The 14,650-nt window shown below is 72.0% G+C and carries 11 protein-coding genes; 7 read left to right on the forward strand and 4 right to left on the reverse strand.

The genetic code is table 11. The features are described from left to right. Positions 1–136 precede the first annotated feature (136 nt). The 5 genes from C7C45_RS26625 to C7C45_RS26645 all read left to right on the forward strand — a co-directional run bounded on the left by C7C45_RS26625 (position 137) and on the right by C7C45_RS26645 (position 8,593). Positions 137–3,034 (forward strand): helix-turn-helix transcriptional regulator, encoded by a 2,898-nt coding sequence (locus C7C45_RS26625; protein WP_110566504.1) that lies wholly within the window; start codon positions 137–139, stop codon positions 3,032–3,034. A gap of 135 nt (positions 3,035–3,169) precedes the next feature. After that, positions 3,170–3,940: a DUF5995 family protein gene (locus tag C7C45_RS26630; RefSeq protein ID WP_110566506.1), complete on the forward strand. Its 771-nt coding sequence runs from the start codon at positions 3,170–3,172 to the stop codon at positions 3,938–3,940. Positions 3,941–4,317: 377 nt separating this feature from the next. Further along, on the forward strand, positions 4,318–4,719 hold the full coding sequence (locus C7C45_RS26635) for a hypothetical protein (protein WP_110566508.1): 402 nt from the start codon (positions 4,318–4,320) through the stop codon (positions 4,717–4,719). Positions 4,720–4,806: 87 nt separating this feature from the next. After that, positions 4,807–6,903 (forward strand): APC family permease, encoded by a 2,097-nt coding sequence (locus C7C45_RS26640; protein WP_110566510.1) that lies wholly within the window; start codon positions 4,807–4,809, stop codon positions 6,901–6,903. 172 nt (positions 6,904–7,075) lie between these two features. After that, entirely contained in the window at positions 7,076–8,593 is a 1,518-nt protein-coding gene (locus C7C45_RS26645) for a right-handed parallel beta-helix repeat-containing protein (RefSeq protein WP_110566512.1), read from the forward strand. An 83-nt stretch (positions 8,594–8,676) separates the two neighbouring features. On the opposite strand, the gene C7C45_RS26650 is transcribed toward C7C45_RS26645, so the two are convergent. After that, positions 8,677–9,636: a TIGR03557 family F420-dependent LLM class oxidoreductase gene (locus C7C45_RS26650; protein ID WP_110566514.1), complete on the reverse strand. Its 960-nt coding sequence runs from the start codon at positions 9,634–9,636 to the stop codon at positions 8,677–8,679. Between the two features lie 207 nt (positions 9,637–9,843). Then, positions 9,844–10,050 carry a hypothetical protein gene (locus C7C45_RS26655; protein WP_110566517.1) on the reverse strand — a complete coding sequence of 69 codons (207 nt, stop codon included), beginning with the start codon at positions 10,048–10,050 and terminating at the stop codon, positions 9,844–9,846. Between the two features lie 250 nt (positions 10,051–10,300). On the opposite strand from C7C45_RS26655, the gene C7C45_RS26660 reads away from it, so the two are divergent. Together C7C45_RS26660 and C7C45_RS26665 are read left to right on the forward strand one after the other, a co-directional pair. Continuing rightward, positions 10,301–11,128: a hypothetical protein gene (locus C7C45_RS26660; RefSeq protein WP_110566519.1), complete on the forward strand. Its 828-nt coding sequence runs from the start codon at positions 10,301–10,303 to the stop codon at positions 11,126–11,128. Continuing rightward, positions 11,125–11,883 carry a maleate cis-trans isomerase family protein gene (locus C7C45_RS26665; protein WP_110566521.1) on the forward strand — a complete coding sequence of 253 codons (759 nt, stop codon included), beginning with the start codon at positions 11,125–11,127 and terminating at the stop codon, positions 11,881–11,883. Before C7C45_RS26660 ends, C7C45_RS26665 begins: the two co-directional genes overlap by 4 nt. Before the next feature lie 34 nt (positions 11,884–11,917). On the opposite strand, the gene C7C45_RS26670 is transcribed toward C7C45_RS26665, so the two are convergent. Together C7C45_RS26670 and C7C45_RS26675 are read right to left on the reverse strand one after the other, a co-directional pair. Beyond that, the gene (locus C7C45_RS26670; RefSeq protein WP_110566523.1) at positions 11,918–13,126 is read right to left on the reverse strand and encodes a low temperature requirement protein A; all 1,209 of its coding nucleotides are present in this window, start codon (positions 13,124–13,126) and stop codon (positions 11,918–11,920) included. Between the two features lie 215 nt (positions 13,127–13,341). After that, complete coding sequence (locus C7C45_RS26675; protein WP_244200588.1) at positions 13,342–14,289, reverse strand: hypothetical protein; 948 nt, start codon at positions 14,287–14,289, stop codon at positions 13,342–13,344. Between the last annotated feature and the right edge of the window lie 361 nt (positions 14,290–14,650).

Genomic DNA, 14,650 nt, shown 5'->3' on the forward strand with positions numbered 1-14,650 from the left:
CCTGGGCTGACGGGGGATCTGCCGAACGACGTATGTCGGCCACCTGCAACCTTTAGTCGCAAAGTCGACGCGAGGAGTACCACAAGCGCCGGATGGCCGTAGAACGGTTCGCGGACCTTTGATTAGGCTGCGTGCCATGGCCAGCGATGTGGACACCGCACCGCTCGTGGGCCGGGCCGAGCTGCTGCAGACGGTTCGGTCCGCGATGCTCGGTGACGCCGCGCACGGGCAGACCGCCGCCGTCTTCCTGACCGGTGAGAGCGGTGTGGGCAAGACCCGGCTGTTGGGCGAGATCGGCGACCAGCTGCGTGCGCAGGGCGCGGTGGTGCTCACCGGCAGCTGCCTGGACATCGGTGACGCCTCCCCGCTGCACCCGCTGCTGCAGGCGCTGCGCCGCTTCGACGCCGACGTGTCCACCTCGCACGTCCGCACCTCCTCGGCCGTGCGTGGGTTGCTGCAGATGTTCGCCGACGAGACCGCCGGCCCGGACGGCGCGGGCGCGTTGCTGGAGCGGGTCAGCCGAGGGCTGCACCTGATCGCCGAGGGCAGACCACTGGTGCTGATCCTCGACGACCTGCAATGGGTCGACCGCAGCACCCGGCAGCTGCTGCTCTACCTGTTGGCGGGGCTCGGCGACCTGCAGCTCTCCGTGCTGGCGGCCGTGCGCGCCGAGTCGTTGCAGGGTGCCCACCCGCTGCGCCGGGTGCTCACCGAGCTGCGTCGGTTGCGGACGGTGCGGGTGCTCGACCTGGCGCCGCTGGGCCGGACCGACACCGAGAAGCTGGCCGCCGCCGTGGTCGGCCGGACGCTGTCCGCCGAGGCGGCCGAGCAGGTCTGGCAGCGCAGCGGCGGCAACCCGTTCGTCATCGAGGAGTTGGCCCGCGATCTGCGGGACGGCCGCGACGGCCTGTCCGAGACGCTGCGGGAGATCTTCCTCGACCGGGTCGACGCGCTGCCCCAGCACGCGCACGCGGTGGTGCACGCGGTGGCCGCCGGCGTCGAGCCGGTGCAGCACTGGCTGCTGGCTCAGGTGCTGCGGTTGCCGGAGGACGAGCTGATCGACGCGGCCCGCGCCGCGGTGGCGCACCGGCTGCTGGTCGGCGCCGACGACGGCTACCGGCTGCGGCACCGGCTCGTCGCCGAGGTGCTGGCGCACGAGTTGTTGCCGGCCGAGCGTTCCGGGCTGCACCGTCGCTATGCCGAGGCGCTGACCGCGGCGCCGGGTGAGCTGCACCAGGCCCGGCTGGCGCACCACTGGCGGTTGGCCGGTGAGCCCGCGCGTGCGTTGCCGGCGACGGTGGCCGCCGCGCAGGAAGCCGAGCGGCTGCACGGTTACGCCGAGGCGCACCGGCACTGGTCGGCGGCGTTGCAACTGGCCGCCGACCCGGGTCCGCTGCCGGTGGACCGTGTCGAACTGCTCGAGAACGCCGCCGAGGCGGCCCACCACTGTGGGGAGCACGCCCGCGCGCTGGCCCTGCTGGAGGAGGTGGCCACGCTGCGCGGCGGCGAGCCGAGCTGCGCGCTGCACATCCGCCGGGCTCGCTACCTGGCCGCCGCCGGTCGTTCGGCGCTGGCCGAGGAGGAATACCAGCGGGCGTTGCAGGCGGCGGACTGCTCCCCCCGGGATCGGGCCGCCGCCGCCGCGCGCCTGGCCGAGCTGCTGCTGCACCTGGGTCGGTACGCCGATGCCGGACAGCGGGCCCGGGAGGCGTTGGCGTTGGCGGCCAATGTGGAGGGCACGGCCACCGAGGTGGTGCTGGCCAGCTCCGCGCTCGGCTTCAGCGACGCCTACCTGGAGGACCCGGACGCCGGCCTGGCGGTCATGCGCGACGCCCTCGACACCGCCGAGCGTGCCGGCCAGCCCGAGGACGTGGCCTGCGCGTACCTGCACCTGGCGGAGCTGCTGACCGGTCCACTGAACATCCTCGAAGAGGGCGTGGTGGTGGCCCGGCGTGGCGCCGAGCGGGTGACCGAGCTGGGGCTGGGCCGCACCTGGGGGACGCGGCTGCTGGCCGTCGCCATCAACGGGCTGTTCCGGGTGGGCCAGTGGGCCGAGGCGGAGAAGGTGGTCGCCGCCGCCCTGCGGCACCGGCCGTCCGGCGCGGACGCCGTCGAGCTGCTGCTCGCCCGGTGCCGGCTCTCGGTGGGCTACGGCGACATCGAGGCCGCCGGTCGGGACCTCGACGCGGTGGCGACCCTGCTCGCCGGCGGCGGGGCGCGGCACGTCATTCCACTGCTCACCCTGCGCGCGGGGCTGGCGATGTGGGAGGGCCGCCACGATGTGGCGCGGTTGGCGGTGCAGCGCGGTCTGACCGAGAGCCGTTCCGACGACGTGACGATCCTGTCCGCGCTGGTCTGGCATGGTCTGCGCGCCGAGGCTGAGGCGCACGCCAGCCGTACCGTGGCCGTGGACCCGACGGCGGTACGCCGACTGCGGGACGTGGCTGAGCGGGTGGCCCGCAAGAGTGTCGGCGCCGCTCGGCCGGTGCGGTCGGTGGTGGAGGGATTCCTGGCCCTCTGCGCCGCCGAGGTGAGCCGCCTCGACGGCAGCGACCCGGAGCTGTGGGCCGCGTCGGTCACCGCGTGGGACCGACGCCATCACCCCTACCCGGCGGCGTACTCGCGGCTGCGGCAGGCCGAGGCGCTGTTGGCGCGCCGCAGTCGGGTGGCGACCGCCGGCAAGTTGCTGCGTGAGGCGTACCGGGTGGCGCAGGGGTTGGGCGCGGTGCCGTTGACCTCGGAGATCCGCGAGCTGGCCGGGCGGGCCCGGGTGTCGCTGGAGGAGCGCGAGACTACCGCTGGCACGCGGGGCGTACCCGTTGAGGCGTCCGACGACGAGTTGGCGGCGCTCACCGTACGGGAGCGGGAAGTGCTCGCTCTCGTCGCGGAAGGGTTGACCAACAAGGAGATCGGGCAGCGGCTGTTCATCAGCGAGCGGACCATCGGGGTGCACGTGTCGCACATCTTCGACAAGCTCCAGGTCCGTACCCGCGTTCAGGCCAGCGCGATCCAGTTGCGCAACGTTCGGGGCTGACCGACCGCTCCGTTTTCCGACGCGTGTGCGCGCCGGGATACGTCGTTCTACTGATCCGGCGGCCGGGTGTCGGCTGAAAGGCTGAGCCGCGTCGACGACGGCACGGGGGATGCCGCCGACCACCATGGAGGAGAGATGACCGAACCGGTCTGGGGGCCCGTGCACCGGGACATCGTCGACCTGCTCGCCGACCATCCCGCGGACGTGCCGGCCGTGGTCGATCACCTCACCAAGCTTCAGGACATGCTGGTGCGGCTGCCTCCGCTGGAGGACAGTTGTCCGCTCGCCGACTTCAACCGGCTCTACCTGACCATCACCAGCAGTGTGCTCGACGGGTTGTACGACGACCGCTTCGTCGATCCGGTCTTTCTGTCCCGGCTCGACGTCGAGTTCGCCGCGCGGTATTTCGACGCGATGCGGATGTGGACCGACTCCAGCCCGGGCACACCGAAGGCGTGGTCGTGCCTCTTCGAGCGGATGTGCGGGCCGGATGTCCGCCCGTTGCCGTCGGCGGCGGCCGGGGTCAACGCGCACATCAACTTCGACCTGCCGTTCGCCTTGGTGACGACGTTCGACCACCTGGAGTCGGAGCCCGTCGACGGCAGCGACCAGCACCACGACTACCTCGAGATCAACAAGATCTTCGCGGACAAGATCCCCGGCCTGCGCCGTGGCTATCTGGAGCGGTGGCAGCTGCTCATCGACATGCTCAACGGTGACATCGACGACTGGTACCAGGGGGAACTGGTCGAGTACACCCGCGATGTCGCCTGGCGTAACGCGCAGAAGATCTGGCGGTGCCGGCACGATCCGGACGCCCGCGAGTGTGAGCGCACGCGGTTGGACGACAACGCCGCGGCGCTCGGCCGGCTGCTGCTCTCGCCCCTGGGGGCGTTCCTGCAGTAGCCGGGACGGGGGGTCCCCGCGCTCCGCCCCGTGGGGGGCGGCGGAGCGCGGGGACGCGTCCCACCAGTTCCGCCCACCCCGGGTGGCCGCCGAAGGCTCGGTCGACCCCAGGGGGTACAGCCGGTCGGCTCCGGGGGGTGTCGACCGTCTGCCACCGTCGGCCGGCTCGGGGGGTGCCGGCCGGCGGTGGGGGAGGGGCGTCGCGCTCCAGCCGAGAGTCGGTGTTTCCGGGGGTGTCGGCGGGCTCGTACCGGGTACGCCCGCGCCATGACCGTCCTGGCCCGGCGCCGGCCCTCCGCCCGCCCCCGACCCGCGCGGCCCGGCCCCCTGCGGCCGGGTGGCCCGGTGCCACGACCCACCGCTCGGCCTGGTGCGCGGTGACCGGCGTCGCGACGAGGTTTCCGTTCCGCTTCGACCCGGCGTTCCGCCCCGTGTTGGCGCTGCTGGGGGTCCGCCCGGCGACGGCCTGGGTCGCCGTCACCGACCGCGACCTGCTGATCCGGTACGGGCCGTGGCGGCTGCGGACCGACCGGGCGAACGTGACCGCCGTCGAGCTGAGCGGCCCGTACCGCTGGTGGCGGGTGATCGGGCCGCACCTGTCGATGGTCGACGGGGGTGCGAGCTTCGGCAGCAGCACGGCCGGCGGGGTCTGCCTGCGCTTCGGCGTACCGGTGCCGGCCCTGGTGCCGGGCGGGCGGCCACGACACCCGGCGGCGACGGTGACCGTCGCCGATCCGCCGGCACTGGCCCGGCTGCTCGCCGTCTCGGACCTGTCCTGAGCAGGCCACCCACCTCCCCGGTTCCGCCGGCCGGGCCCCGAGCTAGCGCCTACCGTCGGATCAGGACCTGTGAGGGTGGGACTGGCGATGGGTGACGAGCACCGGGCGAAACCACGACGCTGGAATGGACGCCGCCACGCGCCGACCGGGCCGGACCCGGCACTGCGGGCGGCCCGCGACCCGGCCCGCCCCAACCGGGGCGGCCGGCAGGGTGTCGTGGTGCCCGAACGCGTGGCCACCGCGGCCCGGTCGGCGCCACCGGCCAGCCCACTGCGCCGGTGGCTCTTCCAGCACCAGGTGCAGCCGCCCGGCCCGGAGACGACCGAGGGGCAGAACCGTCGGCACGCCTGGTGGCAGGTGATGTGCCTGACCGGCGTCGACTACTTCTCCACGCTGTCGTACCTGCCGGGCATCGCGGCGTTGGCGGCCGGCGCGCTCTCCCCGCTGGCAACCCTGTTGATCGTGGCGCTCACCCTGTTCGGCATGCTGCCGATGTACCGGCGGGTGGCCCACGAGAGTCCGCACGGGCAGGGGTCGGTGGCGATGCTGGAACGGCTGCTGCCGTTCTGGCGGGGCAAGGTCTTCGTACTGGTGCTGCTCGGCTTCGTGGCCACCTCCTGGATCATCACGATCACCCTCTCCTCGGCCGACGCCACCGTGCACCTGATGGAGAACCCGTACCTGCCGGACGCCCTGCACGGCCCTGCGGCCCCGGTCGTGGTGACAGTGGTGCTGCTGCTCGTCCTCGGCGGGGTGTTCCTGCTCGGCTTCCGCGAGGCGGTGGTGGTGGCCATCCCGCTGGTCGCGGTCTTTCTGGTGCTCAACGCGGTGATCGTCGTGGTCGCGGTGACCCGAATCGTCGACGACCCGGGCATCGTGTCGAGCTGGACCGCCGCGTTGACGGCGACCGGCGGCGGGCCGGGCCATGTGCTGCTCACCGCGGTGCTGGCTTTCCCGCTGCTGGTGCTGGGCCTGTCCGGTTTCGAGACCGGGGTGAGCATGATGCCCCTGGTCTCGGCCGAGGGGCCGGACCGGCAGGCTCGGCTCGCCGCCCGGATCCGCAACACGCGCCGGCTGCTCACCACCGCCGCGCTGATCATGTCGGTGTACCTGATCTCGACGACCTTCGTGACCACGGCGCTCATCCCGCCGGAGGAGTTCAAGCCCGGCGGCTCCGCTAGCGGGCGGGCGCTGGCGTTTCTGGCGCACACCTACCTGGGTGAGGTGTTCGGCAGTGTCTACGACGTGAGCAGCGTGCTCATCCTCTGGTTCGCCGGTGCCTCGGCGATGGCCGGGCTGATCAACATCGTGCCGCGCTACCTGCCCTCGTACGGCATGGCACCGGAGTGGGCGCGGGCGGTGCGGCCGGTGGTGATCGTCTACACCGTGGTCAGCATCGCTTTGACGATCGCCTTCCGGGCCGACGTCAACGCTCAGGCCGGGGCGTACGCGACCGGCATCCTGGCGATGATGGTCTCCGCGGCGGTGGCGGTGGCGATCTCCGCGGCGCGTCACCACCAGCGCGTCTTCGCGATCGGTTTCACCGTGCTCACCCTGGTGCTGCTGTACGCGTTGCTGGAGAACGTGATCGAGCAGCCGGACGGGATCACCATCTCCGCGCTGTTCATCCTCGGCATCATCGTGGTCTCGTTGGTCTCCCGGGTCACCCGGACCACCGAGCTGCGCGCCGAGCGAATCGAGTTCGACGAGCCGGCCCGTCGATTCATCGCCGAGTCGCTGGCCCACGACGGGCAACTGCATCTGATCGCGAACAAGAGGCAGAGCGGGTCGGTGAAGGAGTACACGCTCAAGGAACGGGGGCAGCGCGGGATGAATCCGGTGCCCGGGGCCGCGGACGTGCTGTTTCTGGAGATCGACGTGGTCGATCCGTCGGAGTTCAGTCAGGTGCTGCGGGTGCACGGGGTCGAGGTGGGTGGCTTCCGGGTGTTGCGGGCCAGCAGCCCAGCCGTGCCCAACGCGATCGCCGCGATCCTGCTGGCCCTGCGGGACGCCACCGGGGTTCGGCCACACGCGCACTTCGAGTGGTCGGAGGGGAGCCCGATCGCGCACCTGGCGCGCTATCTCATCCTCGGTCGCGGCGACACCCCGCCGGTGGTACGGGAGATCATCCGCCGGACCGAGCCGGACCCGTTGCGTCGTCCCGGCATCCACGTCGGCGGGTGAGCTGCTGCCCGTTTGGCGGGTGCAAAGATGAATAGGGGCACTATTCACGTTCACACCTTCCTGTCCGTATTGCGGACCTATCGTGACGTTTGGTGGCCGGCGGTACGTCGAGCCCCCCGCGCCCGGATCGGCGCGCGGTCACGTCAGGCAGGCAGGAAGGCAGGCACCTTTGATGTCCTCGTACCGAAAGGGCGACCGCGAGATTCGACCCAGACGGCGGTCCCGGTGGCTCTTAGCCAGCGGCTTCCTGGCGGGGAGCCTCGTCGTGGGGGCGGCCGGGGCGGCCGGCGTGGCCGCTGCCGCCGACCGTGCCCTCTCCCTCCCCGGTCTGAGCCGGCTGTCCCCGACGGCCGGAAGTGACGACGACCGCCACGCCGGCGACCAGGGCACGGCGGAACGCGACCAGGACGGTGCCGAGCGGACCCGTCCCACCACCCCGGGCACCGGCAAGCACGGCGTGGTGTCGGTGCCCTGCGACGCGGCGAAGCTGGTGGCGGCGCTGGTGACGGCCAACGCCGAGGGTGGCGCGGAGCTGCGGCTCGCCCCCAAGTGCCGGTACGTCCTCACCGAGGCGTTCCACGAGACCGACCAGTACGACGGCGGGATCCGGGACGCACGGGAGGCGGCCGACGCCGCGGAGACCCCGGGTGACGCCGACGCGCCGCCGCACAACCCGGCCGACGACACCGCCGGCCTGCCGGTGATCTACCAGCCCATCACCATCGACGGCGCGGGCGCCACCATCGCCCGGGACGCCCAGGCCGCCGCGTTCCGCTTCTTCACCGTCCGCGACGGCGGCGAGTTGACGTTGCGCGACGTGGAGCTGCACAACGGCCGCTCGGCCATCGAGGGCGGCAGCGTGCACGTGGTGCACGGCGCCACCGCCGTGGTGGAACGGGTCACCGTCACCCAGAGCACGTCGCTGTCGCCCGAGGGGGGCGGCGGGGGCATCTTCAACGACGGCAACATGGTGGTCACCGATTCCACGTTCGTCGGCAACAGCGCCGCCGGCGCCGCGGGCAAGGGCGGGGGCCTGCTCAACGGTGGTGTGCTGACGCTGAAGCGTTCCGAGTTCCACCGCAACAGCGCCAACGCGTACGGCGGCGGGCTCGGCAACTACCGTGGTGCGGCCGACGTGGAGAGCGTCTCCTTCACCCAGAACAGCGCCGGTCAGGGCGGTGGGCTGGCCAGCTTCTCGGCCCGGACGAAGGTCGTCGACACCGAACTGCTGAACAACACCGCGCAGATCGGCGGCGGTGCCGCGAACTCCGACGCGGTGCTGGTGATGCGCAAGATGACCATCCGCGGCAACACGTCCACCGTGAACGGTGGCGGCATCTCGACCGTGAAGGGCCTGACACCGCTCGACGACAGCGTGGTCGACGGCAACACCACCCACGGTCTCGGCGCCGGCATCTACACCGAGAAGGCGAACCTGCAGGTCCGCGGCAGCGACGTGACCCGCAACGAGGCCGTTGGCGCCGCGTCCAGCGGCGGCGGCATCTACGCGAACGCGGGCTCGGTGGCGATCTACACCAGCAAGGTCACCCACAACGCGTCGACGGTGAAGCCCGGCGGCATCTTCGCCGTGCACGCCCAGGTCAAGCTCGACGACGAGAGCGTGGTCGTCGAGAACGAGCCGACCAACTGCGAGGGCAGCACGGTACCGATCGCGCGCTGCTTCCGCTGAGCAGGACCCGCGCACCCACCCCGGGCGCGCACCCGGGCCGCCCCGACGATCAGTCGGGGCGGCCCGGCGCGGATGTGCTCGGATCAGCCCAGCGCGCGGAGGCGGCCGGAGAGGTCCGCGGCGAAGAAGTTGAGGAAGCCGTCCGGGTCGGGGCCGGCGTTCTGCAGGACGATGTGGTCGAAGCCCGCCTCGACGTACGACCGGACCTTGGCGACGTGCGGCTCCGGGTCGGGGCCGATGGCGAAGAGCTGGCGGATGTGCTTCTCCTCGACGTATGCGCTGGCCGCGTCGAAGTTGACCGGGTTCGGCAGCTCGCTCATCACCTTCCAGCCGGTGACCATCCACCGACTGGTCTGCAACACCGCCTGCACCGCCTGGTGCTCGTCGCTGGCCCAGGCCAACGGCGCCTCGGCGTAGCGCGGGCCGGACCCACCGGCGCGTCGGTAGTGCTCGACGATCGACGCCTCCGGCTCGGTGGCGAACAACCCGTCGCCCAACTCGGCGGCAAGACGGGCCGATGCCTCGCCACTGGCCGCGACCGCGATCACCGGCGGGGTGTCCGGCAGGTCGAAGACCCGGGCGTCCTCCAGTTGCAGGTGCCTACCCTCGTACGACTGGTAGCCACCCTGCCAGAGCAGCCGGATGATCTCCAATGCCTCGCGCAGCCGCTCGTGCCGGCCCCGTACGCTCGGGAAGCCCTGCCCGACCACGTGCTCGTTGAGTCGCTCGCCGGCCCCCACTCCGAGGGTGAACCGCCCGTCGGAGATCAGCGCCATGGTCGCCGCGGCCTGCGCGATGATCGCCGGGTGGTAGCGGACGGTCGGGCAGGTGACGCCGGTGGCCAGGCGCAGGGTGCTGGTCCTGGCGGCGATGGCGCCGAGCACGCTCCAGGTGAAGGACGAGTGTCCCTGCGCGTCCAGCCAGGGGTGGAAGTGGTCACTCATCTCGACGAAGTCGAAACCAGCCTGTTCGGCCTGGACGGCCTGCCGGATGATCTCCTGTGGGCCGTAGCCCTCTGCGGCCAGCTTGTAGCCGATCTGCATGCCACGCTCCCGATTCCGTCCTCCGACTGACGCCGGGTCGGTTCCCGACCTCGGCACCGACAAACGCCGTCCCACCTGCAAACCAGCCTCCTAGGATGCCGTACGGGGTGTGCGGCGGCAGTCACCCGCGTCGCAGCTGAGCCACCCCTGAACGTACGCCGGCCCGTACCCCCGCAGCAGGGGCACGGGCCGGCGCGTGGCAGTGTCCTACTTGGACGGCTCGGGCAGCTTGCAGTCGACCTTGGGGTTGGCGCCGATGTAGTTCAACGGCCCGGCCACGATCGTGACCAGGATGGTGCCGGCCTCGGCGCAGTTGGTGTCGTCGCCGCTGTAGTAGCCACGCTGGCCGGCGGCGATCGCGCCGATCAACAGCCAGATCACGACGATAACTCCGAGTATCGAGGTGCCGCGCATCGCTGCCTCCAGAAGTATGTGGTGGATGTGAGGTGCAGGCGTTGTACCCAATCGGGTCGCGCGGCTAACGGCTGCGCGTCGAGGCCGCGCTGGATCGTCCGTCCGGCCGGCGTCGTCCGCCGTTGAGTACACCCGGGCATCGGCCGCCCGCACCGGGTAGCGCCGGGCGGCTATCGGATCGGCGACCGACCCCGCCGTCGTAGCGGTCGGCGGACGTAGAACTGCCTCACGGCCCCGCCGAGGAGGACTCATGGACGCCCCGACACCGCCCCTGTACATCGACCGTCCCGAGGACGTCGCGGTCGCCGCCCGCGCGTTGGCCGGCGGAGCGGTCGTCGCGGCGGCGTTCGCCAACTTCTACGTCATCGTCACGCGTCCCGACGCGGACACCGTCGGTCGGGTCAACCTGGCCAAGGGCCGCCCGGTCCATCAGGTCGGCAGCATCACCACCGTGATCGGCCGGATCCCGGGGATGTTCGACTGGACGCGGATCTCCCCGCGGTTGCCGGTGGGCCGGGTGCGGGCGTTGATGGACGCGCTCTACGGGGCCGGGCCGTTCGGCTTCCGCGGCCCGGCGGCGGAGCGGTTGCCCGAGCACCTCACCCAGGTCGACCGAGGAGTGCGGACCACACAGGTGATCGCGCCCGGCCTGACCTGCCCGTCCAACGCGTTCTTCGAGCGGGCGCTCGCCGAGACCGGCTCGGACCACCTCTACATCACCTCGGCGAACCGGTCCCGGCATCACACCGGCGCCGCCGAGGAACCGGCGCACTGGAAGGTCGGTGCCCTCGCCGCCGACTTCGCCCACGTCGACGACCTGGTGGTGCTCGCCCACCGGGACGAGGCGGCGGCCCGCGCCGCGTACCCGGGCTACCTCACCACCTCGGTCACCCTGCTGTCCTTCCACGCGCCAGAGGGTGAGCTCGAGGAGCCGCCGGTGCTCAGCGTGGACCGGCACGGGTCACTGCACCTGGACGACGTACGCCGCGCCGCCGCGCCGCTCGGCCTGCAGGTGCGCCTCGGCGCAACCGCCGGGCAGCGGTTGCAGGTCCGGGGGTACACCGGGGCCCTGGTGTGAGCACCCACCGCATCGGCCTGGTGGTGCCCAGTTCGAACACCACCATGGAGACCGAGATCCCGGCGATGCTGCGCCGACGCGAGACCGTCGACCCGACGGTGCGCTTCACCACGCACAGCAGCCGGGTACGACTGCGTCAGGTGACCCCCGACGAGTTGGCCCGGATGAACCGCTCCGCTCTCCGGTGTGCCGCCGAGTTGGCCGACGCCCGCTGTGACGTGCTCGCGTACGCCTGCCTGGTGGCGGTGATGTGTGAGGGCGCTGGCGCGCACGAGCGGGCCGAACGGCGGTTGGGCCGCGCGGCCGTTCGGGCCGGTCACGACATGCCGGTGGTGACCAGTGCGGGGGCGTTGGTCGCCGGGCTGCGCGCGTTGGGTGCCCGCCGGGTGGCCCTGCTGGCGCCGTACCTGCCGCCGTTGACCGCGACGGTCGTCGCCTACCTCGCCTCGCACGGTGTGCGGGTGACCGAGGCGGTGAGCCTGAGCGAGCCGGACAACGTGGCGGTCGGGCGGATTCCCACGGCTCGCCTCGTGGAGTTGGCCGATCGGTTGGACCTGACCGACGTGGACGCGGTGGTCCTCTCCGCCTGCGTGCAGCTGCCGTCGTTGGGGGCGGTGCCGCAGGTGGAGGCCCGGCTCGGTCGTCCGGTGCTCACCGCGGCCACCGCCACCGTGCACCAGCTACTCACCAGTCTGGGTGTCGAGCCGTACGTTCCGGATGCCGGCCGGCTGCTGGCCGGGTCGACTCCGCGCTGAGCGGCCCGGGGTTGGCCAGGTGGGCGTCGGCCGTTCAGTGCGGTGGGGCCGGGGCCTCCGGTGGTTTGCCGTAGCTGCGCCGGAAGTCCGCGTAGGCCACGCCGGCCAGCACCAGGAGGGCGCCGAGGGAGGCGAACACCGGCGCCAGGAACAGCACGGCGGGCGCGATGGTCAGCAGCGCCAGCACGCCGCCGGGGCGGGACGGTGACACCCGGCTGAACACCTCGTACTCGAAGGATGCCCGGCCAGCCAGGAAGAGTGCCGGGCCGCCGAGGATCACCGCCGCCCAGGCCGGTGGCGTCCGTCCGGTCGGTTCGTGCAGCACGAGGTCGAACCCGGAGGCCGTGGTCACCACCCCGGCAACCATCAGCAGGTGGGTGTACGGCGCGGTGAACAGGAACTTGTTCGGTGAGGCCGAGCCCTTGATGGCCAGCGGCAACAACTGGCCGGACTTGTGCACGTAGATCCGCCAGAGCAGCAGGGTGGTCAGGAACGTCACCGCGAACACGGCGATGTTCTCCGCCTCGTTGTGCGCCGTGCTGAACATGCTGCCGATGGTCAGGATGGCGTCGCCGAGGGCGATGATGAAGAACTGCTGGTAGCGCTCGGAGAGGTGCTCCGCCGTGACGTTGCGCTGCTGTTCGGGCACCACACCGAGCCCGGGCACCGGGTAGGCGAGCCGGAAACCGATGTAGTCGATGGCGAGCGCGATGGTCCAGCACACCAGGCGGACGTCGTCGCTGACGAACGCGCCGATGAGCCACGGGATCGCCGACACGACGAACCAGAGGAAGATGCGTACCGCGCGGCGCTGGGTCTGCGGTTCCCGGCGTACGGCCGGCATCAGGAACAGCCCGCGCCCGAGATGGATCGCCACGTAGGTGGCGGCGAAGACGATCCCGCGGTCGTCGAACGCCGCCGGGATCGCCGTGGTCATCAGCAGCGCGCCGAACATCACGGCGCTGATCAGCAGCTTGATCTCGGTGCGTTCCGGGTCGTACAGGTCGGTGACCAGGGTGGTGATCACCCACGTCCACCAGACGGCCGCCAGCATGATCAGTGCCTGCGCGGCCCGGTGCCAGTCGAGGTGGTCGACCATTCCCCGCGAGATGAGCGCCAGGGCGACCACGTACACCAGGTCGAAGAAGAGTTCGAGGAGGGTGACCCTGCGCGGGGCCTCCGGGTCACGCACCGGGGGGCGGCGGGCCTGCGGGGACCCGGGCTCCGGCGCGGGGAGGTGCACGGGCTGCTCCTGCGGTACGGGTCGACACGACGGACCCGACCGGTCCACCTCAACCGACGGTAACGATGGACCGATTGCGGGACGCTGGATTCGTCGCGTCTTCCCCCGGCCGAGTCGATCACCCGCGTCTCCGCGCCGGAGGATCTTCCGCCCCAACGGCCGAGCCCCCGGCCTGCCGTCGCGGTGGACGGCAGCCGGGGGCTCGATGTCAGGCGTCAGGACTGGTCGCCGCCCGGCAGCACCGCGGCCATCTCGTCGCCGGCACCGGCGAGCACGCGGGCCTGCTGCGGCCAACTGGCCAGCCCGGGTGCGGCGCGCAGGCCGGCGGCCCGGATCAGGTCGCGCAGCGCCGGTTCGTCCAGCTCACCGAGCTGGCCGTACGTGCGTACACCGGCGTCCTGCAACGCGGCCGCCATCTTCGGCCCGATCCCCTGGATCCGGCGGAAGTCGTCGGCCGGGCCCGTCGGGTCCGCGTCCACGCCGCTGGTGGTGGTGTCGGCGGCGGTACGCACCGGCGGGGTCGCGCTGGCGGTCGGCCGGACCGGAGGCGTGGCCACCACCGGCCGCGTCGGCTCGGCGTCGGCGTCCACCGACTCGGCGCTCACCGGCGTCTCAGCCGGCAGCGGGTCGACGGCCGTGACCTCGGCCGGCGCGTCGTCGGCCGGGAGGTCGTCGGCGGGCAGGCGGGGGGAGACCACGGCCGCCGGAGCGGGCTGTTCCTCGACCGCGACCGGCTCGGGGGTCGATTCCACGGCGGGCTCGTGCAGTTCGGTCGCGTCGACCGGCTCGGCGGTGGGGACCGGCGGCGGGGCGTCGGTCAGTGCCATGTCGGCCGGGTCGACGCTGCTCGGGGTCTCCGCCGGGGTGGGGTCGACCGGCGCGGTCACCGCGGCCGGCGCGCTGACCGTGTCCACCGGCACCGGCTCGTCGGCGACCGCGGTCGGGGCCGGGTCGACGGCGGCTGCGGGCTGGGCCTCGTCGGTGGTGGCCGCCGTCGTCGGCGTGGAGATCACGGCCAGGCCGGCGACGGGATCACCGTCCACGATCGACCGACCTTGCCCACTGCCCTGTGCGCCCCGCCGGCCGCGCAGCAGCCACCCGGCGGCCAGACCCAGCACCAGTGCCAGCACCACTATCAGCGAGTGTCCGATAGACCACGCCACGGCGAACCTCCCTCTCATGTCGTCGGATAAGTCGCGAGAAAAACTCGCCGCAGCTTCGCACACGCGTATTTCCGATGACAGAGAGGATCGGTCGATGGCGTTTCGGATGAGACACCCCACGTCAGGGGGTGTCTGCCCAGTGACGCAGCGTCGTGCCTGACGGTGAAGGGCAGCGCCGAGGCGGACACTCAACTCCTACGACACCGTCGGGACACGTCCCGAGACCGCCGCCAACTTCGTCCGCGCGTCGCCGCCGGTTGATCTAGCTAGGTCCTGACTCAAGACCGGGCTGCGGGCGCAGCGAGCGCTCGCCATCCGTTGTGGCTGCCTGCCATCTCAACGTGCTGTTGAGCGGTATACC

The sequence above is a fragment of the Micromonospora arborensis genome, assembly GCF_003205615.1.
GTDB classification, from domain to species: Bacteria; Actinomycetota; Actinomycetes; order Mycobacteriales; family Micromonosporaceae; genus Micromonospora; species Micromonospora arborensis.